Source organism: Pseudoalteromonas sp. Z1A8, assembly GCF_011378855.1.
GTDB lineage: Bacteria > Pseudomonadota > Gammaproteobacteria > Enterobacterales > Alteromonadaceae > Pseudoalteromonas.
This window is the reverse complement of the sequence record NZ_WTLB01000007.1, coordinates 21,255-39,668: the sequence shown is the minus strand read 5'-3', so window position 1 is coordinate 39,668 and position 18,414 is coordinate 21,255. Positions and strand designations below refer to the sequence as shown.

Below are 18,414 nucleotides of genomic sequence, written 5' to 3'. Positions count from 1 at the left end.
TTTTAAGTTGTGATTAGTATATTAACTTCTATTAAGTAGAACCAGTTTTTGCGGTAAACTTCTCGTAAATTATAGGCATAAATTGTTAAAGGTTTAAATGAAGCGTTTTACTCCCCCCGAGCAGTGGCAAATCAGCAGTTTAGAAACCGGTGCATTTTCGCACTTACGTGAGCTGTTTAAAGTTAACGAACTAACAGATTGGCCTGCGCCGCAGTGGTTTACTCCATTTTTAACCGCTATTAATGCGAATAATATTCCTATTACTTTTGAAGATGATGCAAAGGTAGATTTTGGCGATCGTTATTACGAACAGGTTATTTTTGAAACTGGCGTTGTACCTACACGAAGCGAAAATTGGCATGACTTGTTTGGTGGCTTTATTTGGTGTTTATTTCCTAAAACTAAAGCCCTTATAAACCAGCGACATGTACAAGATATAGCTGAGCATGGTTTGCAAAAGCGTACCAAACATCGTAATGCATTAACGCTCTTTGACGAATGTGGCGTTGTACTGGCAATAAGCGATACTAAATGGCAAGAGTTGCTTCGCGATCACCAATGGAAAACAGCATTTGTTAAGCATAAAAGTGAATGGGGAAAAAGCATTAAAGCGTTTATGTTTGGCCATGCTAATTATGAAATGCTCACTAAACCTTATATAGGTTTAACGGGTAAAGCATTGTTTGTTTGTGTACCAGATGAAATATTTTGTAAAGATTTAGTAACGCAATATCAGTACCTAGACCAAGCCCTTTATGAGATGATTAAAATAGATAACTGCTTAGCCGATAATAAACAGCTTTCACCACTGCCTTTATTAGGCGTGCCTGGCTGGCATGATGAAAACAAAGACGACTCTTTTTATAACAATACAGATTATTTTAGAGCGAAACGAAGGATACGAATATGATAGAAGTTGCTGGGCTTAAAAAGAAATTTAAGCTAACTAAAGATCACAAAAAAAATAAAATAGACGACATCGATCCTCGTGAAGATAAAGACTATTTTCACTCAGTAAGAGACGTCAGCTTTAGCTGCGCGAAGGGTGAGGTACTTGGATTACTAGGACCCAATGGCGCAGGTAAAACAACAACACTTAGAATGATTTCAACCGCATTAAAGCCAGATGAAGGTTCAATAACAATTGCTGGAAACGACATTGTAAAAAAACCGCTACTGGGGCGTAAGTCTATCGGTTTTTTATCGGGCTCTACCGGTTTGTATGGTCGCTTAACGGTAAAAGAAAACATAGAATATTTTGCAAAGCTTCACGGTATGAGCAAAAACGATATTGCATCGCGTTGTGATGAGCTATTCACATTGCTTGATATGCATAAGTTTATTGATAAACGTGCTGAAAACCTATCAACTGGTATGAAGCAAAAAGCTAATATAGCGCGTGCTGTTGTACATCGCCCAGCAGTAGTGGTGCTCGATGAGCCAACAACTGGGCTCGATATAATGACAACTCAAACCGTTATTCAATTTATTAAAGGCTTAAAGGCGCAAGGTACACCTGTTATTTTTTCTACCCATCATTTAGATGAAGTTGCACTTTTATGTGACCGAGTTGCTGTAATTAACGAAGGCGTTAGCTGCTTTGACGGGACAGTAGAAGAATTTAAACAAGCAGGTAATAGCGAAGAGCTAAACCAAGCCTTTATGAATATATTAACGGAGAAACATGATGTTTGAAGTATTTAAAAAGGAATTAAGAGAACTCCTTCGCGATAAAAAAACGCTACTGTTTGTTGTAGCGCTACCTGTTGCTATATTTCCATTATTGTTTGCCGTAATGGCATTTATAAGCTCACAAGCAGCAATGGACGCAGAACAAAAAGTAAATACATACGCTATTATTAACGGTGAATACGCACAAGAATTTACTGACAAAGTGTTTTATCACAAAAGTTTTGAGCTTTATAAAGGTGCTAAAACCTTTAATAACATCGAAGAGCTTAAAGCAGGCGTTATAGCTGGCGATATTGATATGGGTATTTATTTACCAAGCCATGCTGAGCAAACTTTAGATAGCGGTGAACAAAGCCAGTGGCAGGTTGTGTTTAACGATTCAAAATCTATCAACTTTTTATTCGAACGAGTTAAAGAACTCGCAAAAGAATACAGTGACGTGCTCCAAACTCAAAAGCTAATCAGTTTTGGTATTGAAGAGTCTGTACAAAAATCTATTCTTAACCCAATTGAAGTAATAAAAGTAGATACAGCCGATAAACGTGAAAATCTAGGCGAAAAAATTGGCGGCTTCCTACCTTACTTACTTATACCTCTGGTATTAATGGGAGCAACTTATCCGGCTATTGATTTAGGCGCAGGCGAAAAAGAACGTGGCACACTAGAAACACTTCTGCTTACACCTATTACGCGTACAGAGCTCGTACTTGGTAAGTTTATAACCTTGTTAACTACATCCATTGCCTCCACAACCATAACGGTCTTAAGTATGGGCTGTTGGATAGCACTGGCATTAGCATTTGCTGATCTTGATTTTATTAAAGCGGCATTTAGTACATTAGCGGTAACCGATTTACTGATGATATTTGTACTGCTATTACCTGTTGCAGCTATATTTTCGGCTTTAGCCTTGGCTATATCTATCTACGCACGTACGTTTAAAGAAGCACAAAATTATATGGCCCCACTTAGCATGGGCGTGTTTTTCCCTATTATTATTTCAATAATGCCAAATATGGAGCTTACTGCTAAAACAGCATTCATTCCTGTTACAAACGTAGCATTAGCAATTAAAGAAATAGTAAAAGGGACAGTTGATTACACCTTTGTAGGCTTAATATTTTTAGCAACAGCAATCATTGCAGCTGGGCTACTGGCATTTTGCGTTAAATGGTTTAATCGAGAAGATGTATTATTTAGATAATATATACTTAGTGACCTAAAAACTCATAAAAGGTAGCAATTGCTACCTTTTATATTTTAAACCGATCAATCATGAAACCAGTTCTTTTATAAATTATATCTAGCAATATTATCGCTCTTATTCATTTATAATTCATATAAGAAGTTCGCTTTAAAAAAACTAATGATTTAGTCTTTTTATTATAAAAATTATAACGATAACTAATTAGTTAGAGGGTCCATTTTTTACTTTAATGCTCTATACTAATAACAATAAAAATTTATGGTGAAGGTAAATGTTAAAAAGAAATATTTTGTTGGATGTAACAAAAAATAATAAATTAATGCTAGTTGCAACAATAATATTTGTTCTTATAGCTTTGCCTTCTCTATACCTGTTCGATCAAAAAGTAAGAAGTGATGTTTACCATTCAGCTCAAATAGAGTTAAAGCGTGAGCTTGAAACAAAAAGCCTTTCACTAAAAAAACATCTTAAAGATAGTGTTACCGCAATCCGCTTTTTAGATGCAACGCCTCCTATTCAAGGTATTACTCGCGCAAAAGAAAATAAACTCATTGATCCAATTCTTGGAACACCTATTGATATTTGGCAAGAGCGCTTAGCAAGTATATTTACAGGCTTTATGCAAACTGATGACAGTATATTGCAAGCCCGCTATATTACGCTCGAAGATGGTGGCCAAGAGGTTGTCAGGGTTGATAGAAATCAACTCGGAGAGATTAATCGCTTACAAGGCCTGCAATTACAACAGAAAGGCCAACGCGACTACATAATCAAAGCGAGTATGCTTGATAAGAAAAGTGTTTATATTTCACCAATTAACTACAATCGTGAAAATGGACAAATACAAGAACCTTACATCAGTACTTTTCGTGTAGCTAAACCAGTTTTTGATGAAAAAAATAAAATATTTGCAATATTAGTCACTAACTACTTTGCAGATAAATTAATAAAAAGCTTAACGGTAGAATCCCCTCAAGGAATACAAATCTACCTTATGAACAATGAAGGTGAATTTTTATATCATCCAAACCCTCAACTACGCTTTGGTTTTGAATTTAATAAAGCTAAAACGTGGGCTGAAGAGTTTACAACTGACACTACAATGGCAGAGCAAGGTACTTTACCGCTAAGTAATTATCCAATTGCTTATACATTAAAAAAGCGTATTTCGTTTGATAGTGATATTGCCATGTTACCTTTAGATCTTGCTGTAAGTGTTAATACTAAAACTTTGTTTGAAAAAGTGAATGAAAGACGTCAAAACTTTATTGTTATGCTGGTCATGTTTTTTGGTATATTTTTAGTTATCGCCTTTTTATACCAACGCTTTATAAATCGTAAATTGCTAATACATTCTTTAAAAGAGCAAAATAGCAAAGTAATTGAAAATTCGCTCGATGCTATTTTTACAATTGAGCAAAACGGTCAGGTTGTACACTTTAATAATACAGCTAAAGAGATTTTTGGTACTTCAATTACTGGTAATAGTCCTGATTTTGTTTCGTTGTTTAATTTAAATGACGCTGACAATAATTGTATTGAAGAGACTATTTCAAACGGATCAAAAATGCCATTTGAAGCTATCTACACAGATGGTTATGGCAACAAACAATATTTTTCAATTACGCTAAGCAGTATTTTTGATGTTTACAATAACCGTTACCAAGTTGCGGCCATTTTGAGAAATATTAGCTCATTAAAAAATACTCAATCAGAGCTTGAAGGATTAAATAGCACTTTAGAGCTAAAAGTATCACAAAGGACTATTGAGTTAGAGCGCGCAATTGACCAAGCATTAGCAGCTAGCCAAGCAAAAAGTGATTTTGTAGCAAATATATCTCACGAAATACGCACACCGATGAATGGCGTTTTGGGTATGCTTGAAATGCTCAAAGAAGATGGTTTAAGTGAACAACAATATCATTACTTAAAGCTAGCCAACAGCAGTGCTAACTCATTGATGAATCTGATTAACGATATTCTCGATTTTTCTAAAATAGAAGCGGGTAAGCTCGATATTGATAATCATACATTTGATGTTGTTACAGTATGTAGCGATATGATTAGCTCTTTAGCGTTACAGGGCCAGCGCAAAGGTCTTGAAGTATTTTTAGATACTAAGGATGTAATAGACAGAATGGTTATTGGTGATAGCCATCGCCTTAAACAAATTTTAATTAATTTAGTTAATAATGCATTTAAATTTACCCACCGAGGTGAAGTGAGTTTAACTGTTGGCTCTAAGTACATTACCGACTCAAAGCTACTAATGAGCTTTACTATAAAAGATACGGGTATTGGTATAGCGCCAGAGAACATAGACAAACTATTTGAAGTGTTTACACAAGAAGACTCAAGTACAACCCGCCACTTTGGTGGTACGGGCTTGGGCTTATCCATATGTAAAAAACTTGCTCAGCTAATGGGTGGTAATATTACTGTTATAAGTGAAAAGGGCGCTGGTAGTACGTTTACCGCAACAGTTGAGCTACACGTAGCACAAGAGAAAAAACTAAATACTGGTATTGAGCTTGCTACTAGCATTAACGTAGCGGCGTTAATAGCGCGCGATAACGTTTATAAAAACGTATGCGATTTATTACTACTTACCTGTAAAGTAAATGCTGAGAATATAGTTAGGCTTGATTACTTTAGTGAGCACAAAGAGTTTGAAGCTGACTTATTGTTAATTGATGATGAGCATCCTCAAATTGATGCGTTAATTGATCACTGTAAACAATTTAATAAAAAGTACGTCTTAATTTTACGCGACATGGTGACCGACAAACCAACAAAAATGGTGTTACCGGAAGGTAGTCATATTTTAAATAAACCGCTTACCCAAGATCAATTTAGCTATAAATTAGCCAGCTTATTTGGTGCTAGTAATGACTGCATTATAGCGCCACCTAAAGGCATAACAGAAGAGCAAGTAGAGCCTGATTTATCTGCTTATCATATATTACTAGTAGACGATAATATGATAAACATTGAAGTAGCTAAGGCGATTTTAAAACGCACTAAAGTAAAAATTACTTGTGCGTCAGACGGTATAGAAGCATTAGAAGCATTGAGAGAAAACACAGAGCAAGCTTTTGATGTTATTTTAATGGATTGCCAAATGCCTAATTTAAATGGCTACGATACAACAAGTGAAATAAGAAATGCTAAGGCCGGGGTAGACTACACTTACATACCTATTATTGCGATGACAGCAAGTGCGATGGAAGGTGATAGAGAGCGCTGTTTAACTGCAGGCATGAACGACTATATTACTAAACCAATCAAGCCAGTAACGCTAAAAGATAAGTTAATCACTTGGACAAGTTAAACACCATAAAATGAGAATCAGCTGCTTATGCAGCTGATTTTTTTGGTTTAGTATCAGTTGATATATTTAACTTTGTTATGTCGACGCTATCGAGTACGGTTTGTGTATCTGACCAGTGCAGTAATTTAATTTTTCCATCTTGCTGCTCTACAAGCGCCGTACAGCTCTCAATCCAGTCCCCATCGCTGCAATACACAATCCCATCATCTACTTTTATTTTGGGATGATGAATGTGTCCACAAATAATACCGTCTACGTTTTGTTTTTTAGCTTCATGAATTGCGGCATTCTCAAACGCTTTAATCGCTTCACGTGCTTTGTGTACGCGAGCTTTTATCCATGATGCGAGCGAGTAGTAATTATACCAATCCGCAATAATACTTAATCAATTTGAGGGATTAAATCTGACGCTAACTGCGTTAAAAATTTCTGATATACGACTGCATGGATGCAGGAGGTAGAGCAATGCAGGAGCAATTGCCGAGAACAACTAAATAACGAAATTTTTGCCTGGTTATCGACACGATTTTCTCACCTCAGAATAGATCACTTAATTAAGCGAATTGGTATTACCACCAAATAGCTTTCGTATACGATTGGTCCAGCGATTTAAAAACAAGAGTAAGTCGTACCCTGCATCACCCGCTATACTAATCAATTTGTTGTAGCGCGTTGCAGAATCAAAGTCATCGCCATGTACGAGTAAAAAACGTTTATTAGCTTTAGTGGTGTGAATAAACTGCTGGTGGATTTCAATACCAAATAATGTTTGATTTATACCAATCTGCTTATATATGAGGTCTATTTAACGTTAAGAAAATCACGCTAAAACTAGGCAAAAATTTTTGTATCTAGTTGTTCTAAATAAAAATTTTTTAACGACGTTATAGTGCAATTTAATTCGTTAAATTGATCAGAGATTTATGCAGGTTGGTATTATATAGTTCCTAAACGTTTCATCATAATTACCGGGAATATAAATGACGCGTGTACCGTTAGCTGCTTTTTGTTGTATACAACTCAACACTTGATAATGCGAGGGATGCCAATAAAACTGTCGTTTCATTGACCATAAATCAATAATGTCACCTACTAAATAAAGAGTGTCGGATTCTACCGAGTTAAAAAATCGAGTAAGTAATCGGCTTTACAGTCTTTGTAACCTAAATGAACATCAGATATCTAAATAGTAGGGTAGTGTTGCTCCTCAGTGTCTGCGCCATTACTCATTTTCATTCTCTAAAGTATCGAGTGTAATAGTTAAATAACCTGAACTCTGGTTAAGAGATTTACTAAGGTATTGAATCATGGTGATATTTAAATTTATTTTCTCTAGCCAGAGATTTTCAGTGAAAACAAGGCGAATTTACGGGTCAATAGCGAGCCTATTGCAAGTAAATTCAACGCAGTTAGCGCTGAAAATAGCTGCTCGAGATAGATTTATTATCCAGAGTTCAGGTTAAATACTTTAGGGAATACAAATAACAACTAAACGACAATAATACTAAAGCTAAATGACACATGTAAAATTTAGATATAAAAAAACCGCCTTTAAAAAGCGGTTTTAAAATTACTTATAAGTATTTTTAGCTTAACCTTTAACAGCTGCTTTAATTGCATCAATTGCTGTATCGATATCAATCATTAGCTTTTCACCAGTACGACGGTTTTTAAGCTCAACTTTGTTTTCGTCAAGGTTACGCTCACCAATTACTAGCGTAAATGGCACACCAATTAGCTCCATGTCATTAAACATAACACCAGGGCGCTCTTTACGGTCATCAAATAACACGTCTAAACCTGCATCTTTTAAACCTTGGTAAAGGTTATTTGCAATATCAGGAATACGATGCGATTTGTGCATGTTCATAGGAACAATTGCTAAGTCGAATGGCGCGATTGATTTCGGCCAAATGATCCCGTATTGATCGTTGTTCTGCTCAATAGCAGCAGCAACAATACGTGAAACACCAATACCGTAACAACCCATCGTCATGGTTTGGTTTTTACCACCTTCGTTTAATACGCCGGCTTTCATGGCTTCTGAGTATTTAGTGCCAAGTTGGAAAATATGACCCACTTCAATACCGCGTTTAATTTGCAAAACGCCTTGGCCACATGGGCTCATATCGCCTTCAACAATATTACGAATATCAGCAACGTCATAATCAGTTACGTCACGATCCCAGTTAATACCGCTGTAATGCTCGTCGTCTTTATTAGCACCGGCAACAAAATCAGCAAGTATGTTAGCTGTTCTATCAACAATAATAGGCATTGAAAGACCAACAGGCCCTAATGAGCCTGGTTTTGCACCAATAGCAGCAACAATATCTGCCTCTGTTGCCATTTCAAGCGGAGAGTCTACTAATGGGTGTTTTTCAGCTTTTAACTCGTTTAATTCGTGATCGCCACGCAGTACTAAGGCTACTAAACCACGTACTTCGTTTTCATCAGGCGTACCATAAACGATTAACGTTTTAACTCCGCGATGTGGCTTAACACCATAGTGTTTTTTAAGTTCGTTAATTGTTTTAGCATCAGGCGTTGGAAACGCTTTAAGCTCTTTTGATGCTTCAGGGCGCGGCTCGCTTGGTGCCAGCGCTTCTGCTTTTTCAATATTAGCGGCGTAATCGCTGCCATCACTAAATGCAATGGCATCTTCGCCCGATTCAGCAAGTACATGAAACTCATGAGACAAGCTACCACCAATAGAGCCTGTATCTGCAAGTACAGGGCGGTAATCAAGGCCTAAGCGCTCAAAAATATTACAGTATGCTTTGTGCATTGCTTGATAAGTTGCATCTAAACATTCTTCACTTAAGTGAAAAGAGTACGCATCTTTCATTGTAAATTCACGGGCGCGCATAACACCAAAGCGAGGACGACGTTCGTCGCGTACTTTAGTTTGTACTTGGTATAAAGTAACTGGTAGCTGCTTGTAGCTGCTTATTTCTTTACGTACGAAATCAGTTATTACTTCTTCGTGTGTTGGACCAAGTGCAAACGTACGGTTATGACGGTCTGTAAAGCGCATAAGCTCAGGACCAAATTCATTCCAACGACCAGACTCTTCCCACAAATCAGCAGGTTGAATAACAGGCATTAGCATTTCAATGGCACCAGCTTTGTCCATTTCTTCACGTACAATGTTTTCTACTTTACGTAGCACGCGTAAACCAGAGGGTAACCAAGTGTATAAACCCGAAGCGACGCGACGGATCATACCGGCTCTAAGCATTAACTGATGCGATACGATTTCAGCATCTGATGGCGTTTCTTTAAGTGTTGCGAGTATATATTGGCTTGTACGCATGTTTTTTCCGAAATAGAGTAATTATATTCTTTTAATAGAGCTTAAGTTTACCAGCGGATGCTTTTACACTAAAGCGCTAAGTGAGTTATTTAGTTTTTTTCTATGTTTGTTACTACGTTATGCGAGTCATTAACCTGCCAACGAATATTAAAGTTGTACAAAGTCATCCCATAGCTTTGCTCACCTTCTTTTTGTTTTTTGTATGCGGGGCGAGGATCTTGCTTTAATACATTGGCTATAAAATCTTGTAAGTCTGGGTACTGGGTTTGTGCATTAATAAACTCGATTGCTTGAGGGCTAAATTCAACCGTCATCTCGGTTTCTGGACGAGTATCGGCAAAACCAGCGCTGGCATCAGGCATAGAGTCTGAGTACGGCAAATACGGTTTTATATCAATAATCGGTGTGCCATCAAGTAAATCAATACCAGCGAGTAATAAACTAAGCTGGCCATTTTTATACTCAATACCTTCAAGCTTTACAGCGCTCATACCTATTGCGTTGGGTCTGAATGTAGCGCGCGTTGCAAATACGCCTTTTCGCTCATTACCACCTAAGCGAGGAGGGCGTACCATCGCTGAATAGCCTTTATCTGCTGTTTCGTGGAAACGAAATAGTAACCATATATGAGTGAACTCATCCAGCCCGCGTACAAATTCTTCGCGATTAAAATCGGGGGCAAATATAAGCTTTGCTTTAGCTTGTGGCACTAAACGAGGTTGCCTAGGTATAGCAAACTTTTGTTTATAAGGAGATTCAATGTGGCCAATAGCCGAAATGGTGTAATCGCTCATAGTACTCGGGTACAAATAAAATAGAGCGCTATTCTACCCGTATTTAGCGTTTATGGCATTAATGTAAGTAAGTTTATTGCTTATAGACCAAACGGTTTAAAGTTGTTTATTAGACTGATTGGTTTATCTTAATATATTTAAAAAGAGCCTAAAACAAAAAAGGTAAGCCCTTGGGCTTACCTTTTATACATGCTAAAGACTAATTAAAACATGTATTGAACTGATACAGATGCTACATCCATATCTGGGTCAATATCGTCATCAAGTTTATAACGTTCGTACTCTAAACGAAATTGAACATTTGTTGTAAGTGCATATTCAATACCTGCGCCGTAAAATGCATCACCACCATCTGTAGAGGCTGATACACTACCTACTGGTAAGTCTTGTGTGTAATCTGCATCCCATTCAAGCCAACCACCTTTTGCATATACAGAAAAGCTCTCTGTTATTGGGTACCCTAAACGTGCGGCAAGCGATACGCCATCAACTTCAGCTTTACTGCTAATATCACTTACTTCATCAAAATCTTGATAAGCAAGCTCTAAGCTCAAGTACTCGTTAAATTGTGCTCCAACATAGCCTTTAAGCATTTGTGCATCGTCGTCAAAGTCAGTGTCGTTGTCGCTATCTTCAAACTCAAAAGAATATTGACCGTAACCAATACCTGTATAAATACGTGGAGAATCGAAATCAGAAATGTCAGCGTGTGCTGCAGAGTTAAAACCCATTGTTGCTAAAGCAAGTGCAGAAAGAGAAAGTGTTTTAATCATTGAATAGCTCCTTTAAAATAATTTAAATGTTTGATTAATTTTATCAAACGACAATTAACTAGTTGCAGCGAACATGCCAATTTTAAAAGAGGGTATTAAAACGCCATAATAGCTACTTTTGTATTAGTTATTATGGCATTTAGGTTGTTTTACAAACAAAGTGAACTTTTCGATGATTTTACTTTCAAAGGCAAGTTGCATGTTTTACAAAACATTATGAGTATTTTACATACCTATTAGGTACATTTCTAAAGTGTTAATTGGAGTTTAAACTTTATGAAGCAAGTTTTCTGTTTCAATTGCTATTTCTTTCATTTTTATAGCGTAGTTTTCTAATTTAATATCTTCTTCTGTTACAGCTTTAAACGAAGGCACTTCAATTGGGTAACCCGTTTCATCCATTGCAATAAAGCTGATAACACAGTGGTTTGTTTCAACCATATTTTGTGTTTTAGGATCGCCACATCTAACTTGAATAAATATTTGCATGCTACTTCTACCCGTATGGGCAATTTTAGCTTCTACTTCTACAATTTGACCCACGAGAATAGGGCGTCTAAATTTAACACCCGCTACCGAAACTGTTACACAATAATGACCACTCCAACCAGCAGCACATGCATAACCAGCTTGGTCAATCCATTTCATGACGGCCCCACCATGAACTTTACCACCAAAATTTACATCGGTAGGCTCGGCTAAAAAACGAAAAACAACTTTTGACGACGGCATAGTTAACACTCACATTTATTAAAACTATCATAAGCATAACGTAAAAAAGGGGCCGAAGCCCCTGCAATTTAGGATATGTTTATAATTTGTATGTAAAAAATGTGCTTAGTTAGCCACTCTGCGCATAATTTAGCTACATATTAGGGTAGTTTGGCCCGCCAGCGCCTTCTGGCGTTACCCATGTAATGTTTTGACTAGGGTCTTTAATATCGCAGGTTTTACAGTGCACACAGTTTTGAGCGTTTATAACAAACTCTTTACTTCCTTCTACTTCTTGCACTTCGTATACGCCTGCTGGGCAGTAGCGCTGTGCAGGCTCATCAAATTTTACTAAGTTCACGTTAATAGGAATCGTCGCATCTTTAAGCTTTAAATGGCACGGCTGTGATTCTTCGTGATTTGTATTTGATAAAAACACGCTCGAGAGTTTATCAAAGCTTAATTGTCCATCTGGCTTTGGGTACGTTATTTTGTCAGCGGCGTTAGCATCAACAAGGGTATAGTGATCGGGCGTATTATCTTTAAATGTAAACGGTAAACCGCCATTAAAGATATTTTGATCTAGCGTGTTGTATGCTCCGCCTACAAATTTACCGAGTTTGTGCATTGCAGGACCAAAGTTACGAGATTGATATAACTCTTTATAAGCCCACGATTGCTCAAACGCAGTTTGATAATTATTTAAATCGGTATTGGCTAACTCACTTTGCAGCGCTTCAAAAATAACGTCAGCGGCAATCATTCCTGATTTCATTGCGGTGTGGTTACCTTTAATTTTTGCAAAATTAAGTGTGCCTGCATCACAACCCACTATTAAACCACCAGCAAAATGCATTTTTGGTAATGAATGTAAGCCGCCTTTGGCTATTGCACGTGCACCGTATGCAATACGTTCACCGCCTTCAAGTACGCTTTTAAATACAGGGTGATGCTTCATGCGCTGAAATTCATCAAAGGGACTTAAATGCGGATTTGAGTAATTTAAATCAACAATTAAACCAACAACAACTTGATTGTTTTCGCTGTGATACATAAATGCACCACCATTAGTGTCACCACTTAGTGGCCAACCTGTACCATGAACTACTTTGCCAAGCTCATGTTTACTTTCATCAATTTGCCAAATTTCTTTAAAGCCTAAACCGTAATGCTGCGGCGATGAATCTGCATCAAGCGCAAACTCATTAATTAGCTGTTTACCTAAATGACCTCGGCAGCCTTCTGCAAAAATAGTGTATTTTGCACGAAGCTCCATGCCAGGCATGTAACCATCTTTTTCATTACCGTCTTTATCGACTCCCATATCGCCTGTAATAATGCCTTTCACTGCTTTATCTTCAATTATTAAAGAGTGAGCACTAAATCCTGGAAATATCTCTACACCTAACGCTTCGGCTTGCTCAGCAAGCCATCGACATATGTTACCCATAGACACAATGTAGTTACCGTCATTATGAAATGTTTTAGGCGTTGCAAAGTGGGGTATTGATGTCGCTTTTTGTTCGTTATTAAACCAATAAATTTCATCGTTAGTTACTTTTGTCGTAACAGGGGCGCCCAGTTTTTGCCAATTTGGTAGTAATTCATCCAAAGCTTTGGTTTCAAAAACCGCGCCAGAGAGTACATGTGCACCCACTTCAGACCCTTTTTCGACGACGCAGATCATGCACTCTTGTTGTTTTTCTTGTGCTAATTGCGCGAGTTTAATTGCACTTGAAAGCCCTGCAGGGCCTGCACCAACAATAACTACATCAAATTCCATGGTTTCACGTTCGACCATAATAACCTCTTTATCTATGACGGACTTATTTGAATGTTTACTACACATTTAAATAAGGTGTACAGCCTATTATTAACCTTGCAAATTAAACGTTACAGACTGTGAATAGTTAAAGGTTATTTTAGGTTGACGTTTACGTCAACAGGAAGTAGTCTAATTTCATAAAATAAATAGGTTGACGTGCACGTTACCTTGTAGGCTTAAATAATTATGGAGTTCCTATGAAAGTTCTCGTACCAATAAAAAGAGTGATTGATTACAACGTAAAAGCACGCGTTAAAAGTGATAAAAGTGACGTTGATTTAACTAACGTAAAAATGGCAATGAATCCGTTTTGTGAAATTGCCATAGAAGAAGCAATCCGCCTTATAGAAGCAGGCACTGCAAGCGAAGTTGTTGCCGTTACTATTGGTCCCAAAGCATCACAAGAGCAATTACGCACCGCATTAGCACTTGGCGCCGACAAAGCCATTCACATCGAAACCGATGAAAAGCTCGAGTCACTTCATATTGCAAAGCTTCTTGCCAAAATTGTAGAACAAGAAGCGCCAGAGCTGGTTATTTTAGGTAAACAGTCAATTGACTCAGATAACAACCAAACAGGTCAAATGTTAGCGGCTTTAACTAAACGCGGCCAAGGTACGTTTGCATCAAAGGTTGTTGTTGAAAATGGCAAAGTAAACGTAACCCGTGAAGTTGATGGCGGCCTGCAAACGGTAGCACTTAACTTACCAGCGGTTGTTACAACTGATTTACGCTTAAACGAGCCTCGTTACGCATCACTGCCAAATATTATGAAAGCCAAACGTAAGCCGCTTGAAGTAATAGCTGCTGATTCGCTTGGTGTTGATTTAACACCGCGCATTCAATTAGTAAGTGTAGAAGAGCCAGCTAAACGCACCGCAGGAATTATTGTTGAAGACGTAGCACAGCTTGTAGAAAAATTAAAAACAGAGGCAAAGGTGATTTAAATGAAAACACTCGTAATTGCAGAGCACGACAACGGTGCCTTAAAACCAGAAACCTCAAAAACAATTAACGCCGCAGTAAAAATGGGTTTTCCTGTTGATGTACTTATTGCCGGCAACAGCTTAAGTGCAATGAGCTCACAAGTTGCTAGCATTGATGGCGTAGCTAATGTTTTAGTTGCCGATAACAGCGTGTATGAGCATCAGTTAGCTGAGAGCATGACTGATTTAGTTTTATCGCTTAGCGACAGCTACAGCCATATTGTTGCAAGTGCCACTACAACGGGCAAAAACTTTATGCCACGTGTTGCTGCGCTATTAGATGTTGCACAAATTTCTGAAATTATCGCAGTAGTGGACGCAGACACATTTAAACGTCCTATTTATGCAGGTAATGCAATCGCAACGGTTAAGTCACTTGATAGCAAAAAAGTAATTACCGTGCGTGCAAGTAGCTTTGATTTACAAGGCGAGCAGTCAGCAGCCGCTGTAACAAGTATTGATACAGTATCTGATTCGCAATTAAGTAGCTTTGTAAGTGTTGAACAAACCGAATCAGAACGCCCAGAACTTACAGCAGCTACCGTTGTTATATCAGGTGGTCGTGGTATGCAAAATGGTGAAAACTTCGCACTACTTAATGGCATTGCCGATAAACTAGGTGCTGCCATTGGTGCATCGCGCGCAGCAGTTGATGCTGGCTTTGTACCTAACGATATGCAAGTAGGGCAAACAGGTAAAATTGTAGCGCCTAACTTATATATTGCAGTAGGTATTAGCGGTGCTATACAGCATTTAGCCGGTATGAAAGACTCAAAAGTAATTGTCGCAATTAATAAAGACCCAGACGCACCTATTTTTCAAGTTGCTGATTACGGTTTAGTGGCTGACTTATTTGAAGTACTGCCACAGCTAGAAAATGCTTTATAACATCTAATTTAAATTTATTCTGGTTGAAAGCCGTGGTGCTCTTTGAGTGCTGCGGCTTTTTTATATGGTAAATTAAAGACGCAAAAAAACCAGCCAATTGGCTGGTTTTTAACGGCTAACTTAGTATTAGTAAGTAGCGCTTCCTTTAGTACGAGGGAAGGCAATAACGTCACGTACGTTGCCCATACCTGTTACATAAGCAACCAAGCGTTCAAAGCCTAAACCAAAGCCTGAATGTGGCACGCTACCGTATTTACGTAAATCGCGGTACCAGCTGTAGTCTTCTTTGTTTAAGCCCATTTCTTCAAGGCGAGCATCAAGTACATCAAGGCGTTCTTCACGTTGTGAACCACCAATGATCTCACCAATGCCAGGCGCTACTACGTCCATTGCGGCAACGGTTTTACCGTCTTCGTTTTGGCGCATGTAAAATGCTTTAATATCGCGCGGGTAGTTTTTAATAACTACTGGTGCTTTAAAGTGCTCTTCTGCTAAGTAACGCTCGTGCTCAGACTGTAAATCTACACCCCATTCAACAGCGTACTCAAACTTTTTGCCACACGTTTTAAGAATTTCTACGGCTTCAGTGTAATTTACCTGTGCGAAGTCTTTTTCTACAAACTCTTCTAAACGTGTAATTGCAGTTTTTTCTACACGTTGTGCAAAAAATTCCATGTCATCACGGCGCTCTTCAAGTACAGCTTTAAATACATACTTAAGCATATTTTCAGCAAGTTTTGCGATGTCTTCTAAATCAGCAAAGGCTACTTCAGGCTCTACCATCCAAAACTCAGCTAAGTGACGAGATGTATTTGAATTTTCTGCACGGAATGTTGGGCCAAACGTGTAAATTTTTGACATTGCAGACGCGTAAGTTTCGCCATTTAACTGACCAGATACAGTAAGGAATGCTTCTTTACCGAAGAAATCTTCGCTGTAATCAACATCGCCTTTGTCTGTAAGCGGTAAGTTTTGCATATCAAGCGTTGATACACGGAACATTTCGCCAGCGCCTTCACAGTCACTTGCCGTAATGATTGGCGTGCTGATCCAGTAAAAGCCTTGCTCGTGGTAAAAACGGTGAATAGCTTGTGCTAAACAGTTACGTACACGAGTTACCGCGCCAATCATATTTGTACGAGGGCGAAGGTGAGCGTGCTCACGTAAGTACTCAATGCTATGGCGCTTTGCCGACATTGGGTAAGAATCTGGGTTTTCTACCCAACCTAATACAGTCACAGTATTAGCTTGAATTTCGAAAGACTGACCTTGGCCAGCAGATTGCACTAAAACACCAGTAACCGACACAGAACAACCGGCTGTTAAGCTAGTAACTTCATCATAATTATTCAGTGAATTAGGAACTACCGCTTGAATAGGATCAAAACACGAACCGTCATGAACGGCTAAAAATGAAATTCCTGCTTTTGAATCGCGGCGAGTACGGATCCAGCCTTTAATTGTTACTTGGCTGTCTACCGCAACATTGCCTTTTAATAGCTCTGAAATCGCTAAATGGCTCATCTTCACTCCAATGATATAAGTTGCCTAACTATTTTATTTTAACTGTGCGCAGCACTCGGGCATAAATTGCACATAAACGGCGCTGCACTTGAACCCTGTATCTTACCTAGTAAAGTTAAATAAAAAAACTATTGTGGGCAACTCTTTAAAACTTTTTATGCATGCGGTTTATTTTTAAACAGTTTTTAGAGTTTAATTACCACTATTGTTATTTGTTACTCTTAAATTTAATGATTTTGTGGCATTATTAACACACAAATTAAATTTATATTTATTCACACTTAAAAAATCGATGCTATGAAACAAGTTTTTATTTTACGAGGACTACCAGGAAGTGGTAAGTCTTATTATGCGCAAAGCCTTGCTGACGAATTAGGTGGAGTTGACGAAAGCCAATACCTAATCTGCTCAACTGATGATTACTTTATTAACGAGCAGGGCGAATATCATTTCGATAAATTTAAATTGTCGCAATTTCATAATTTAAACTTAGCGCGTTTTATAAATGCACTTGCTCAAAATATGCCATTGGTAATTGTAGATAATACCAATATTAAAAAGTGGGAATTTATAGCGTACTCGCAAGCCGCTATTGCTTTAGGCTATCAAGTAAAAGAAGTGATAGTGGGTGAAGTGAAAGACAAGTCAATGCAGCACCTATATGCTAAACGTAACTCGCATAATGTTCCGCTTAAAACAATAAGTAAAATGGCCTACATGTTTGAGTGGTAGTACTTAGAGTGTTGTTAAAGCGGATATATCACATTGAGTAATTATATCTAAGTGAGCAGTGATTTTATCATTGCTCCAATCCCACCAAGCTATATCTAGCAGCGCATTTATTGTTTTATCGTCAAATCTGGTTTTTATCACTTTAGCTGGGTTTCCACCCACAACACTGTAAGCAGGTACATCGGTGGTGACAACTGATTTACTGGCAATAATAGCGCCGCTGCCAATTTTTACCCCAGGCATAATTGTAGCGTTATAACCAATCCACACATCATGACCAATTTCTGTATTGCCTTTAAAGGGTAAATCATTTGATTTTGGTGCAGACTTTTCCCAGTCATTACCAAATATAAAAAATGGATAAGTAGAAAATCCAGAAGTGTGATGATTAGCACCGTTCATTATAAAAGTAACGTCTTTAGCTATGGCGCAGAACTTTCCGATAATGAGACGATCTCCTATAAAATCGAAATGGTAAAGCACATTTTTTTCAAAATTCTCAGGGCCATCAGGATCGTCATAATATGTATAATCGCCTACTTCAATATTGGCAGAAGTAATAAAATTTTTTAAAAAACCAACTTGAGGAAAACCTTCCATTGGTGAAGGATTATTGGGGTTTGGTCCGTTCATTG

The 18,414-nt window shown here is 37.9% G+C and carries 14 protein-coding genes and 3 pseudogenes; 7 read left to right on the top strand and 10 right to left on the bottom strand.

Features of this window, described 5'->3' with window-relative positions:
• The first annotated feature begins 97 nt into the window (after positions 1–97).
• From GQR55_RS04520 to GQR55_RS04505, 4 genes are all read left to right on the top strand, one after another.
• Positions 98–910: a DUF3025 domain-containing protein gene (locus tag GQR55_RS04520; protein ID WP_166419615.1), complete on the top strand. Its 813-nt coding sequence runs from the start codon at positions 98–100 to the stop codon at positions 908–910.
• Positions 907–1,695: an ATP-binding cassette domain-containing protein gene (locus GQR55_RS04515; protein ID WP_166419614.1), complete on the top strand. Its 789-nt coding sequence runs from the start codon at positions 907–909 to the stop codon at positions 1,693–1,695. The genes GQR55_RS04520 and GQR55_RS04515 overlap by 4 nt, the downstream gene beginning before the upstream one ends.
• Complete coding sequence (locus GQR55_RS04510; protein ID WP_165727903.1) at positions 1,688–2,896, top strand: ABC transporter permease; 1,209 nt, start codon at positions 1,688–1,690, stop codon at positions 2,894–2,896. The genes GQR55_RS04515 and GQR55_RS04510 overlap by 8 nt, the downstream gene beginning before the upstream one ends.
• Before the next feature lie 274 nt (positions 2,897–3,170).
• On the top strand, positions 3,171–6,230 hold the full coding sequence (locus GQR55_RS04505) for an ATP-binding protein (RefSeq protein WP_166419613.1): 3,060 nt from the start codon (positions 3,171–3,173) through the stop codon (positions 6,228–6,230).
• 25 nt (positions 6,231–6,255) lie between these two features.
• Here the strand turns inward: GQR55_RS04505 and GQR55_RS04500 are convergent.
• The 8 genes and pseudogenes from GQR55_RS04500 to GQR55_RS04465 form a co-directional block, all read right to left on the bottom strand.
• Positions 6,256–6,591 (bottom strand): annotated as a pseudogene (locus GQR55_RS04500) (UDP-2,3-diacylglucosamine diphosphatase); the annotation flags it as partial.
• A 207-nt stretch (positions 6,592–6,798) separates the two neighbouring features.
• Positions 6,799–7,008, bottom strand: a pseudogene (locus tag GQR55_RS20155) (UDP-2,3-diacylglucosamine diphosphatase); the annotation flags it as partial.
• Positions 7,009–7,167: 159 nt separating this feature from the next.
• Positions 7,168–7,412, bottom strand: a pseudogene (locus GQR55_RS20150) (UDP-2,3-diacylglucosamine diphosphatase); the annotation flags it as partial.
• A gap of 409 nt (positions 7,413–7,821) precedes the next feature.
• Entirely contained in the window at positions 7,822–9,546 is a 1,725-nt protein-coding gene (locus tag GQR55_RS04485; protein WP_166419612.1) for a proline--tRNA ligase, read from the bottom strand.
• Positions 9,547–9,635: 89 nt separating this feature from the next.
• Complete coding sequence (gene tsaA / locus GQR55_RS04480) at positions 9,636–10,340, bottom strand: tRNA (N6-threonylcarbamoyladenosine(37)-N6)-methyltransferase TrmO (protein ID WP_165728686.1); 705 nt, start codon at positions 10,338–10,340, stop codon at positions 9,636–9,638.
• Positions 10,341–10,543: 203 nt separating this feature from the next.
• A complete protein-coding gene (locus tag GQR55_RS04475) occupies positions 10,544–11,113 on the bottom strand; it encodes an outer membrane beta-barrel protein (protein ID WP_166419611.1) in 570 nt (189 codons plus the stop codon).
• A 267-nt stretch (positions 11,114–11,380) separates the two neighbouring features.
• Positions 11,381–11,845, bottom strand: coding sequence for an acyl-CoA thioesterase (locus GQR55_RS04470; RefSeq protein ID WP_058550106.1), 465 nt, complete (start codon positions 11,843–11,845; stop codon positions 11,381–11,383).
• A 133-nt stretch (positions 11,846–11,978) separates the two neighbouring features.
• Positions 11,979–13,625: an electron transfer flavoprotein-ubiquinone oxidoreductase gene (locus GQR55_RS04465; RefSeq protein ID WP_166419610.1), complete on the bottom strand. Its 1,647-nt coding sequence runs from the start codon at positions 13,623–13,625 to the stop codon at positions 11,979–11,981.
• 221 nt (positions 13,626–13,846) lie between these two features.
• Between GQR55_RS04465 and GQR55_RS04460 the strand changes: the two genes are divergently transcribed.
• Positions 13,847–14,596 (top strand): electron transfer flavoprotein subunit beta/FixA family protein, encoded by a 750-nt coding sequence (locus GQR55_RS04460; RefSeq protein WP_166419609.1) that lies wholly within the window; start codon positions 13,847–13,849, stop codon positions 14,594–14,596.
• Positions 14,597–15,523 carry an FAD-binding protein gene (locus GQR55_RS04455; protein ID WP_166419608.1) on the top strand — a complete coding sequence of 309 codons (927 nt, stop codon included), beginning with the start codon at positions 14,597–14,599 and terminating at the stop codon, positions 15,521–15,523. It begins immediately after the preceding gene.
• Positions 15,524–15,649: 126 nt separating this feature from the next.
• On the opposite strand, the gene asnS is transcribed toward GQR55_RS04455, so the two are convergent.
• Entirely contained in the window at positions 15,650–17,047 is a 1,398-nt protein-coding gene (gene asnS / locus GQR55_RS04450; RefSeq protein WP_166419607.1) for an asparagine--tRNA ligase, read from the bottom strand.
• A gap of 297 nt (positions 17,048–17,344) precedes the next feature.
• On the opposite strand from asnS, the gene GQR55_RS04445 reads away from it, so the two are divergent.
• Positions 17,345–17,779: an ATP-binding protein gene (locus GQR55_RS04445; RefSeq protein ID WP_166419606.1), complete on the top strand. Its 435-nt coding sequence runs from the start codon at positions 17,345–17,347 to the stop codon at positions 17,777–17,779.
• A gap of 3 nt (positions 17,780–17,782) precedes the next feature.
• On the opposite strand, the gene GQR55_RS04440 is transcribed toward GQR55_RS04445, so the two are convergent.
• On the bottom strand, positions 17,783–18,412 hold the full coding sequence (locus GQR55_RS04440; protein ID WP_166419605.1) for a Vat family streptogramin A O-acetyltransferase: 630 nt from the start codon (positions 18,410–18,412) through the stop codon (positions 17,783–17,785).
• Positions 18,413–18,414: the final 2 nt, after the last annotated feature.